Origin of the sequence: Flavobacterium cutihirudinis, from assembly GCF_003385895.1 — a bacterium.
Classification (GTDB): Bacteria; Bacteroidota; Bacteroidia; order Flavobacteriales; family Flavobacteriaceae; genus Flavobacterium; species Flavobacterium cutihirudinis.
Window position 1 is genome coordinate 136808 of sequence record NZ_QRDQ01000013.1, and the last position, 11748, is coordinate 148555.

The window sequence follows — 11748 nt, forward strand, 5'->3', positions numbered from 1 at the left end:
TTATTTTGAAGTTGAATAAGAATATGGAAAAGCACTTGCAGCGGTTCCTCTTTGAAGATTTGGCTCAGCACCCATCTCAAAATTTAGCTCCCCGCCTTTTAAAACATCTGAATGATTAATGAAATTTTTGGTATGACTCGCATTATTCCATTTTAAATCCTGAACGTATTTGTTTGTTTCTGAATTTTTAGGCGCGTTAATAATCAATTGTTTACCATTTTCTAATTGCAAACTGATTTTTTTAAACAATGGCGCACCTAAAACATATTCGTCTGTTGCCGGGCAAACCGGATAAAATCCCATTGCAGAGAAAATATACCAAGCCGAAGTTTGTCCGTTATCTTCGTCTCCACAATATCCATCTGCAGTAGGTTGGTATAAACGATTCATAACTTCTCTTGACCAATATTGTGTTTTCCAAGGTTCTCCTGCATAATTATACAAGTAAATCATATGCTGGATAGGCTGATTTCCGTGTGCATATTGTCCCATATTCATAATCTGCATTTCGCGGATTTCATGAATAACTGATCCGTAATAACTATCATCAAAAATTGGTGGTGTTGTAAAAACAGCGTCTAATTTTTCTGTGAATTTTTTCTGTCCACCCATCAAATTAATTAATCCCTGAATATCATGGAAAACGCTCCAGCTGTAATGCATACTATTACCTTCCGTAAAAGCATCTCCCCATTTTAATGGATTGAAATTTGCCGGAAAACTTCCGTCTTTATTTCTACCACTCATCCATCCCGCTTCAGGATTGTATAAGTTTTTATAGTTCATCATTCTTTTCTCGAACAAACTGATTTCTTTTTTGGGACGGTTTAAAGCTTTCGCTAATTTCCAAATGGCAAAGTCATCGTAGGCATATTCAAGTGTTCTTGCGGCATTTTCGTTAATTTTTACATCATAAGGAACATATCCCAAAGAATTATAATAGGAAACTCCTTTTCTACCAACTGCATCCATCGGACCTTCATTATTGGCTCCATGAACCAACGCTTCATACAATGTGTTTATATCATATCCTCTTAAACCTTTCATATAAGCATCAGAAACTACAGAAGCTGAATTGTTTCCAACCATTACATTTCTAAATCCAGGACTTGACCATTCTGGTAAAAAACCACCTTCTTTATAATCATTGATTAAACCTTCCTGCATTTCCTTATTTATCGAAGGATAAACCAAATTTAACAATGGATATAATGCGCGGAAAGTATCCCAAAATCCAGTTCCAGCGTACATGTAACCCGGTAAAATATTTCCGTTGTATGGGCTATAATGAACAATTTCTCCTTTTGCGTTGATTTCGTATTGTTTCTGAGGAAAACAAGTCGCACGGTACAAACAAGAATAAAAAGTTTTTAATTGGTCTTCATTATTACTTTCTACAGTAATTTTTTCTAATACTTTATTCCATTCTTTTTTAGAAGCGGCAACTGTTTCTTTAAACGAAGCGTTTCCTAATTCTGATTTCAAATTTAATTCTGCTTGCTCTGCGCTTATAAATGAAGAAGCTGTTTTTACATTTACGATTTCACCTTTTTTCGTTTTAAAGGTTACAATAGCACCAGCATGATCGTCTTGTAGTTCTAATTTATTTTTTTCAAGTCCTTTGTCATTCCATGTACTGCTTGTTGTAAACGGTTTATCAAATACAAGTACAAAATAATTTTTAAAATTCCCCGGAACGCCACCGCTATTGCGTGTTGTATATCCGATGATTTTATTTTCTGATGGAATAATTTTAATATAAGAACCTTTATCAAAAGCATCAACTACGATAGAAGATTGCTCATTTTCAGGAAAAGTAATTTGAAAATGTGCTGCTCGTTCTGTGGCTGTAATTTCAGTTGTAACATCATAATCAGCAAGATAAACGCTATAATAATATGGTTTTGAAACCTCTGCTTTATGACTGAACCAGCTTGCTCTTTCCGCTTCCGCGAAAACTAATTTCCCTGTTACAGGCATAATCGAAAACTGACCATAATCGTTCATCCAAGGTGATGGCTGATGTGTTTGCTTAAATCCTCTAATTTTTTCTGCCGTGTACGTGTATGCCCATCCGTCACCCATTTTTCCTGTTTGTGGTGTCCAGAAATTCATTCCCCAAGGTCTGCAGATTGCCGGATATGTGTTTCCGTTTGACAAACTATGAACAGATTGTGTTCCCATTAATGGGTTTACATACTCCGCAGGATCTAAGGTTTTAACCTGTGCCGTGGCAATACCACACTGTATTAATCCTAAAAAAATTAAACTCTTTAATTTCATATTCTGTGTTTTTTATCCTGCAAGGTTTTTAAAACCTTGTAGGTATTTATTTTTTTGCAAAAACTCTAATTTCTAAACTATAGTAATAATGACACTTAAAATTATACCTACTAGGTTTTAAAAACCTTGCAGGAACTGTAAACTGATACTGCGACTAAAAACTAAAGCGGTCTATCTTCTTTTTTTACACCAAATGTTGCAGATGGTTTACTTCCCATATACAATTTTAACTCTCCGCCTTTCACTATCATATCATGAGTAATGTAAGATTTTGAATAAGGCTTTCCGTTGTACTCCGCTTTCTGAATATAAATATTGGTTGCACTATTATCAATTGCATTTACTGTAAATGAAATTCCTTTTTTATAATGAATTGTTGCCGTATTTACTAATGGACTTCCCAAAACATAAACTCCATTTGCAGGATTAACAGAATAAAATCCCATTGAAGATAAAATGTACCAAGCCGACATCTGACCTAAGTCTTCATTACCACACAATCCGTCAGGTTTTGTAGAATAAAACTTATCATCAATTTCTCTGATTAATTTTGCCGTTTTCCAAGGTTCACCAGCAAAAGCATATAAATATGGAATATGGTGATTTGGTTCATTTCCTTGCGCATATTGACCAATTAAACCACTGATATCAGGAGAAATTTCTTCACCTTCAACTTTGTCTGTAATTTGAAAAAGTGAATCTAATTTGTTCAAAAATTTACTTTCACTTCCAAATAAATCAATTAAGCCATAAGGATCATGAGGAACTAACCAAGTATATTGCCATGCATTTCCTTCAACATAATCATCTTTTCGGTGTGCAGACGAAAGCGGATTAAATGGAGTTCTCCAATTTCCGTTTGTCAATTTACCTCTCATGAATGTGGTTTCTTTATCGAAATAAAGTTTGTACAAATTGGCTCTTTTCGAGAAATATTCGTAGTCTTCTGTTTTGTTTAAAGCTTTCGCCATTTGTGCAATCGAATAATCATCAATAGCATATTCTAAAGCATTACCAACAGATTCTAACATTTTATCGGCAGGAATATATTCCAATTTTTGAACGTAATCCATTCCGTCGCGCGTTTGCATTGCAGTCTTTTTCATTGCTTCATAAGCTAACTCCACATCATAATCGCGGTATCCTTTCAAATAAGCATCGGCAATTACAGCAATCGAATGATTTCCGTTCATCGTGTTTGTTTCATTCCCCATTAAATGCCAAACAGGTAATCTTCCCTGCTGCTGATAAATAGCCAAAAATGATTTTACAATATCATTGATTTTATCTGCTTGTGTTATTGTGTACAATGGATGCAGACCACGATAAGTATCCCAAAGTGAAAAAGTGGTGTAATTGGTAAAATCTGCTTTTTCGTATACTTTTTTATCCGTTCCTCTGTAATCTCCGTTTACATCATTAAAAATGGAAGGCGCAAACATGGTGTGATATAATGAAGTGTAGAAAACCTTCATTGTTTTATCATTTCCTGTGATCTGAATTTTATTCAATTCAGCATTCCATTTTGAAGTAGCCGTTTTAACCGTTTTATCAAAATCCCAGTTTGGGATTTCGGCTTTTATATTAGCGGAAGCGTTTTCAGAACTTACAGGAGAAATTCCAACTTTTACTAAAACTTGTTTGTTTTTTAAAGATGCAAAATCCAGTACCGCTTTGATTTGAAGTCCTTCACCCTCATTTCCTGAAACTGCTGTTTTATTATCGTACAACGCCAAATTTGAAATTGGTTCAGAAAATTCCATTGTGAAGAAAATACGCTGATCTGTAGCCCATCCCTCAGAAAAACGATATCCGGCAAGTGTAGTTGCATTTATCTTTTTGATATAAGTTTTTACCGGTTTATCCCAACCCACTCCATCGGCAAGATCTAATAAAACATGAGCGTCTGCAGTACTATTAAAAGTATATTTATGAAAACCAACTCGTTCCGAAGCTGTCATTTCTGCTTTAATTTTGTATTTATCAAGTATAACGCTGTAATAACCTGGCTTAACAACTTCATTTTCATGTGAAAAATAAGAACCATAACCGTTTACCATATCTTCTTTTGTTCCTTTAAAAAGCGGAACTTTTCCGGAAACGGGTAATAAAAGGATATCATTTAAATCGCCAATTCCGGTACCACTTAAATGTGTATGTGTAAAACCTAAAATTGTATTACTTGCATAATTATAGCCACTGCACCAATCCCAACCTTCAAAAATATTTACCGGCCCTAACTGAACCGCTCCAAAAGGTACATTTGCTCCTACAAAAACGTGTCCGTGCCCCGCAGATCCGATAAGCGGATTTACATATTTTGTGTAATCAATATTATTTTGTTTTACATTTTTTTTCTGTGCTACTACAGGATTAGCAAACAATAAATGGAAAGCAATAATACCGCTCAGTGCTATTTTATTGTATTTTTTAAACATATTCTTTTATAATTTGATTTGCATAAATTGCCCGCTGGTTAAACGATTACATCAATCTATGCCGCTATTTTTTATCTCAGAATTTTAAATCTCAAGAAAGACGCACTTTAGCGCGACTCAACAAAAACTTTTGTACCAAAACTTAGAACCTTAGTACCTTGCTAAAACATCGTATAAAGAGAAAACTTTCACTTGTGGCTTCGATAATTTGCCTTCAAAAGAAATTGTTCTTTCTTCTCCGGCCTTAAGATCAATATAGTTGTCACTCCATTTTCCTGTATAACCTTTTATAGAAACGTATACATATTTTGCAGCCTTAGAAGATTTTAAAATGATTTTATTTCCTGAAACTTTCCATGTTATTTTTGGATCTTCTAATTTCAAATCAATCGGACGAGTCAAATCAATTTCAGGAGTTTTATCATCTCTGTACGCTTCTTTTATTGCATACCAAGCCGCTTTTGGCTCTCGATTGTAATAATCGGTAACACTCCAGCTTGCTACTGGCCAGCAATCATTAAGCTGCCAAACCAATGTTCCCATATTATAAGGCGCTTTTGACCTTTGAATTCCGATAATATTTTTTAAAGAATAATATTGCAGACATTGCGTGAGATATGTATAATCTTCGACATTCATTTTCTTAATCTTGGTCGAATCAATAAAATATCGACTTAGATAAGAATCTATTTTCATAAATCCTTTTCCGGCTTTTAAATGCGCTTCTAAAATATCAGAGTACAAATAACGATCTTCCGGTAAAGTAAAGGCTTCTACTGAAGAGTAATTTGGCATTGCCAACATTCCGTATTCACTAACAAAACGACCGGTTTTAGAGTTCGCTATTTCTATATCGTCAAGTCCCCACCAAATCCCCCAATAATGGCTGTCTCCTTGTGTAAGACTTTCTTTTTTTCCCCATCCAAATAAAGGTGAAGAACTTACATAAGGTCTTTTATTATCAACTTCTTTTACCCATTTTGGAATACTATCCTGAAACAAACGAACATAATCATGCCAGATACGAGTTGAATCTTGTTTCGACATTTTCATAGCTTTCTGCCAGCCCCAATTTTTAAAAGCTTCATCGGCTTCATTGTTTCCGCACCATAAAACAATGCTTTTATGATGACGAAGACGTTTTACCTGATACTGCACTTCTGCTTTTACATTATCGAAAAAAGCTTTGTCGCCCGGTACCATTGTACCAGCAAACATAAAGTCTTGCCAAACGTAAATTCCGTTTTTATCACATAAGTCATAAAAATAATCGTCTTCATAAATTCCGCCACCCCAAATACGAAGCATATTCATATTGGCATCTTTGGCTGTAGAAATCACTTTTTCATATTCTTTTTTTGTCATACGCGAAAGAAAAGCGTCTGACGGAATATAATTGGCACCTTTCATATAAACCGGTTTTCCGTCAATTTTAAAGTAAAATGACTTCCCAATACTATCCGGTTGCTGTACCAATTCAATTTTGCGGTCCATCACGTACGGTTTTTCTGGAGTCTTTGTGTCATAAACTTCCAAACGTGGCGTTTTCCAAATTCCGCAAGTAGTAAATTTAGGTCCCCAATCCCATCCAAAATGATATTGTGCTTTTCGAGCATAAAGGCGTGGATTGTCAGGAATAACAAAAGGCAAATCTTTTTTGGCAAGTGAATCAACAACATTTTGTGCCGATTTAAATACGACTACCAATTCATTATTTCCAGTCTTCAGCAAATTTTTTACTTCCACACGCCACTGACGAAACATATTGTCAGCTTTTAAAATCTGTTTATTATTTAGGTAAACTGTAGCGTAAGTATCTAATCCGTCAAAAACCAACTCAGCATTTTTCTTTTTTAATGTTGCGTCGGTAAGTTTAAAAGTTGTTTTGTATTCCCAATCTTTTAGGTCAATCCATTGCAGTTTTTTTTCGTTATCCCTGTAAAATGGATCAGGAATTGTTTTATTGCGTAATAAATCAGTGTGAATTTCTCCCGGAACTGTTGCGGGAAACCATTTTTCAGTTTTTATTTCGCGATACTGCCAACCTGTCTTTATATCAATATTTTGAGCTTGAGCCGCAAAAGAAAAGCTTGCAACGCAAATACCAACAAACCAATAAAAGCTACTTTTATACTTCATTTTACCGAATTCCTATTTTATTATTTTTATCAAATTAATCGCTGGCAGTTTGAGAAGGGCGATCGGTTTTCGCAATCGGCTCCTTCTCTTTTAGGTTTTAAATCAGAATAACAGTAACTAACAAAATATCCAGAAATCATTTCCTTTTTTACGGCTGCCAGGCTTAACTTATTTTATATTTTTGATTGCATAGACAATCATTTTATTTCTCTTTTATTTTTTTTTGCTTAATTTAAACTGAAATCAGCAAAATCAAAATCTTCCGAAAATTAAATTTAAAATAAGCCGGGAGTTACAGGATTTCTACCCGGCTTAATTCAACTAACTAACCAAAATTTTTAACTCATTTACACCCCACAATCAACTTTATAATGGGTTGTGTTTCTTATACACTTTTAATCAGGCTGGCTTTTACACTAACCAAATCTTATTTTCAGACTAAAACGATTTAGTGAAATGGCAAAAAAAAACGAAACGTTTTTTTCTTTTCTTTTTAATATTTCAAAAAATCAGACAGACTCCCTGATTATCAGATCGCCCTTTTTTAAACTTTTTTCGACTTTAAATGTTTCAATATTTGTCATTTGACTCATTAAAAGTTCTATCGCTTTGATTCCAATATCTACAATTGGCTGCGCAATTACACTTATTGTTGGTGAATGCAATTTGAAACTGTCATGATCATCAAAACTTATTATCGAAATATCTTCAGGAATATTAATTCCTAGTCCTCTCAAAGCCTGAAGCCCCGAAAGCCCCATATAATTTGTTAAAAATAAAACGGCATCAATTTCTTTATTTTTCTTAAAAAAACTTACCAGACCGTCAATTCTTGTTTGTTCATTACTATGATAATCCAAATGAAGCACAAGTTCTTCCTTATACATTCCTTCTTCTTTCAAAGCATCTCTGTAACCATCTTCCCTTAATTTCATCTGAATCATTTCAGAAGTATTATTCACGACGGCAATATTTTTGCGATCCTTCTTAATCAAAAATTTTGTAGCCGAATTTGCTGCTTCATAATTGTCCATTACTACGTGGCTTACATTTTGATCCGGAAAATATCTGTCAATCAAAACCATAGGTTTTTTCAACTTTAATAGAAGATCTATTTTCTTTTCAAGATTTTGAGTCGGAGTAATAATAAAACCATCCACATTAGCTTGTAAAAGACTATGAATCAACTCTTCAGAACGTTCATCATCATCTCCCGTACTACAGTAAAAAACTCTGTAATCAATATTTCTCGCTTCCTCTTCAATTATACGCGCAAGATCAGAAAAGAACTGATTCGAAATATCCTCCACAATAAGCCCAATAGATCTTGTCTTCCCAGTTCTTAAACTAGTAGCAATCATGCTTGGCCTATAATTAAGTTTTTCTGCTACATCTTGTACTTTCTTAATAACAGCAGCGCTAATACCCATTTTCTCACCCTTCCCATTTATAACAAAAGATACCGTAGAAATAGAAACCTGAGCTTCTGTAGCAATATCTTTTATGGTAATCTTTTTCATGAAGCGTGCTGATATTAAATTATCATTAATCTTAATCACAAATATAAACAAAAATAGAAACTAAAACGATTTTGTAAACATTATATTTAAATAAATCATTTATTTATCGTTAATATTAAATATAATTCATAGCAATTATAAGACTTTTACAGCTAATATCTTATTAAAAACACTATTATTTTCAAAGATTCCAAAAGAAAACTAAACGATACAAACTTCTAAAACAGCTGCGTTGCCATTAAGACTGAAACTTTTTAGCGCCGCTGGAACTAAAACTGTATCTCCTTTTTTATAAATATACTTTTCATTTTCGCTTTCAATTTCAAAATTACCATCAACACACATATACACAGTAAAACTTTTACCGTTTTTACTAACTTCTACTTTTCCATCCAAAGGAAGATAATTTGTTGTAAAATAAGGACAGTCAACTATTACATTCGATTGATTAAAAACTTTATCGTAGTTTTTAAAAGTTTCGACCTTATTATAATTGATCGCATCAAGTGCTAAATCCACATGCAATTCTCTTTTGTTGCCTTGTGCATCAACTCGATCAAAATCATATAAACGATAGGTAATATCAGATGTCTGTTGAATTTCAGCAACTACTAAACCGGCTCCAATTGCATGAACTGTCCCTGTTTCAAGAAAAAAAACATCTCCCGATTTTGCTTTCACATCATCCAAGATAGAGACAAGAGTATTATTTTCTAAATGATTCAAATATTCTTCCTTATTAGAATCTTCTTTAAAGCCAACGATAATACGCGAATCCGTATCTGCTTGCATTACGTACCACATTTCAGTTTTTCCGAAAGAATTATGACGTTCTTTAGCTAATTTATCGTTTGGATGAACCTGAATAGAGAGATCTTCTCTCGCATCAAGATATTTAAACAATAAAGGAAATTGCTTTCCGAATCGGGCATGAACAGCTGTTCCTAAAACCTCGTCTGGTGATTCATTAATAATATCCATTAATGATTTCCCTTTTAATGATCCATTCGCTATAATACTTACGTCTCCTTCAACAGTAGATAATTCCCAGCTTTCTCCAGTAATTTTTGAGTTTATTGGTTTATTAAGAATTGTTTTTAATTTTTCTCCTCCCCAAATTCTTTCTTTCAGAATCGGCTCAAATTGCATTGGATACATTTTTGCACTCATGTTTGATGTTTTTATTTTAATTATTACTTTTTTATTTATTTCATTCTTTATTGAAAATAGCCATTCCCCAATCGACAAAAACATCTGTTTGATTTTTGTATGAATGGAATTGTCACTTTTCTTATTTCATGACTGTGAACTTACGTCATAAACAGCACTCTTTCTGTCTTAATAAGTAATCGTTTTAAACTATTTCCCTTTCGGAAGAAAACTAAAATTAATAATCACTATGCACAGGTTTTCATTAGTATAACAACTAACAAACAGTTCCTATTTCTTAATTTCAAATAGCTAAAACGATTTAGTAAAAATAGCAAAAAAATATAATCACAAACAAATTAATTAATAAAAAGAGTTCCCTTATCTAAATCTTAATAAATACTGTTAAAAAGCTGCACTTTAATTCGTATTTTAGATTTATAAAAATCAAAACGTCTAACTATAAATAAAAAAGAAAATGCGTCAAATACTATTACTTTTAGTGTTTCTACTTTTGATCTCCTGCAAAAAAGAAGGCCAGACAGATTCTTTAGCAAATTATTTCACGTACAAGGAAACAAGTCCGATTCAAAGTGCTGGTGTTAAAATGATTCCAATAAAAACACCTGTTGGCAATTTTAAAGTTTGGACAAAACGATTTGGGAATAATCCTAAAATTAAAATTTTGCTATTACACGGAGGCCCAGCAATGACTCACGAATATATGGAATGTTTTGAAACATTTTTTCAGCGTGAAGGCTTCGAATTTTACGAATACGATCAGCTTGGATCTTACTACAGCGACCAACCCAAAGACAGCAGTTTATGGACAACAGACCGTTTTGTAGACGAAGTAGAGCAAGTTCGTAAAGCTATTAATGCAGACAAAAATAACTTCTATATACTTGGAAATTCGTGGGGTGGAATTCTAGCTATGGAATACGCTCTAAAACATCAGGACAAAATAAAAGGCCTTCTTGTAGCTAATATGGTGGCAAGTGCACCTGAGTACGGAAAATATGCTAAGGATGTTCTCGCAAAACAAATGAAGCCGGAAATCCTGGCTGAAATTAGAGCAATCGAAGCAAAAAAAGATTTTTCTAATCCGAGATACATGGAATTGTTAATCCCTAATTTTTATAAAAAACATCTTTGCCGACTAGAGGAATCTCCTGACGGTTTAAATCGTGCTAACAAACACATGAACAGTGAAATTTACACTATGATGCAGGGACCAAGCGAATTCGGAATCAGCGGAAGATTAGCTAATTGGGACATAAAAAGTAGACTACATGAAATAACTGTCCCTACCTTAATGATAGGAGCAAAATATGATACTATGGATCCAAAAGCAATGGAAGAACAAAGTAAATTAGTCAAAAATGGACAATATCTATACTGCCCAAACGGTAGCCACTTGGCCATGTGGGATGATCAAAAAATCTTTATGAATGGGGTCATAGAATTTATAAAGGAGGTTGACAGCAAAAAAATCTAAAAAGAACAGAACACAATGCTTTGGTTTGCAACATACAAACCTTTTATTTAAAAAAAAGAATAATTATGGCGTTTCCCTCTGGGTCGGGCTGTCCGCTGTATCTTTTGCGGGAGGAGTTTCAGGTAAGTCTGGTAGTTTTTGGTTTCCCGCAAAAGGATGCCACTCCCATCCCTAACGCGTTTAGGGAAGAATAAACGTTTTCAGTTTTCAAAACAGCCACAAACGGTTTTCAAGCTAAAGATTGCCCGCAGTTGCACCGTCGGGTCTTAATTAGGGATAAGAGGTATTTTTCCCAAACATTTGTAAAACGAAAAAATCCCCATCAAGTGAATGATGAGGATTCTCAAAAGAAAGGCGACGACATACTCTCCCACATAACTGCAGTACCATCTGCGCAGGCGGGCTTAACTTCTCTGTTCGGGATGGGAAGAGGTGAGCCCCGCCGCAATAACCACCTTAAGATTTTTAGTTGTTGGTTTGTGGTTGTCGGTTGTTGGATTTTCCATCAACTATCAACTATTGACCATCAACTGCTCTTGCGTCGAGCAAATATCTTAACATACTGAGATAAAGAAAAAAGTTTTATTTACTATTTTAGAAAGTTCTCTCCCGAGAGCTTTCGCTCCCGGGAAAAGGGTGTACATAAGCTTACGGATTATTAGTACTACTCGACTATGACATTACTGCCTTTACATCTATAGCCTATCAACGTGGTCATCTT

General features: G+C 34.1%; 6 protein-coding genes and 1 rRNA gene. 1 reads left to right on the forward strand and 6 read right to left on the reverse strand.

The window, feature by feature from the left end:
- The 5 genes from BD847_RS20020 to BD847_RS20040 form a co-directional block, all read right to left on the reverse strand.
- A complete protein-coding gene (locus BD847_RS20020; RefSeq protein WP_115890018.1) occupies positions 1-2283 on the reverse strand; it encodes a GH92 family glycosyl hydrolase in 2283 nt (760 codons plus the stop codon).
- A 161-nt stretch (positions 2284-2444) separates the two neighbouring features.
- Positions 2445-4721 carry a GH92 family glycosyl hydrolase gene (locus tag BD847_RS20025; protein WP_115890019.1) on the reverse strand — a complete coding sequence of 759 codons (2277 nt, stop codon included), beginning with the start codon at positions 4719-4721 and terminating at the stop codon, positions 2445-2447.
- Between the two features lie 150 nt (positions 4722-4871).
- Positions 4872-6860 (reverse strand): beta-mannosidase, encoded by a 1989-nt coding sequence (locus tag BD847_RS20030; protein WP_115890020.1) that lies wholly within the window; start codon positions 6858-6860, stop codon positions 4872-4874.
- 509 nt (positions 6861-7369) lie between these two features.
- Positions 7370-8380, reverse strand: coding sequence for a LacI family DNA-binding transcriptional regulator (locus BD847_RS20035; RefSeq protein WP_115890021.1), 1011 nt, complete (start codon positions 8378-8380; stop codon positions 7370-7372).
- A gap of 201 nt (positions 8381-8581) precedes the next feature.
- Positions 8582-9550: a type I phosphomannose isomerase catalytic subunit gene (locus BD847_RS20040; RefSeq protein ID WP_115890022.1), complete on the reverse strand. Its 969-nt coding sequence runs from the start codon at positions 9548-9550 to the stop codon at positions 8582-8584.
- A 457-nt stretch (positions 9551-10007) separates the two neighbouring features.
- Here BD847_RS20040 and BD847_RS20045 point away from each other — a divergent pair, with 457 nt between their 5' ends.
- Entirely contained in the window at positions 10008-11027 is a 1020-nt protein-coding gene (locus BD847_RS20045) for a proline iminopeptidase-family hydrolase (protein WP_115890023.1), read from the forward strand.
- A 349-nt stretch (positions 11028-11376) separates the two neighbouring features.
- On the opposite strand, the gene rrf is transcribed toward BD847_RS20045, so the two are convergent.
- Positions 11377-11486, reverse strand: a 5S ribosomal RNA gene (gene rrf, locus BD847_RS20050).
- Between the last annotated feature and the right edge of the window lie 262 nt (positions 11487-11748).

Coding starts and splice junctions, on each gene's coding strand:
- BD847_RS20020 (WP_115890018.1), bottom strand. CDS start 2,283: ATGAAATTAAAGAGTTTAATTTTTTTAGGATTAATACAGTGTGGTATT.
- BD847_RS20025 (WP_115890019.1), bottom strand. CDS start 4,721: ATGTTTAAAAAATACAATAAAATAGCACTGAGCGGTATTATTGCTTTC.
- BD847_RS20030 (WP_115890020.1), bottom strand. CDS start 6,860: ATGAAGTATAAAAGTAGCTTTTATTGGTTTGTTGGTATTTGCGTTGCA.
- BD847_RS20035 (WP_115890021.1), bottom strand. CDS start 8,380: ATGAAAAAGATTACCATAAAAGATATTGCTACAGAAGCTCAGGTTTCT.
- BD847_RS20040 (WP_115890022.1), bottom strand. CDS start 9,550: ATGAGTGCAAAAATGTATCCAATGCAATTTGAGCCGATTCTGAAAGAA.
- BD847_RS20045 (WP_115890023.1), top strand. CDS start 10,008: ATGCGTCAAATACTATTACTTTTAGTGTTTCTACTTTTGATCTCCTGC.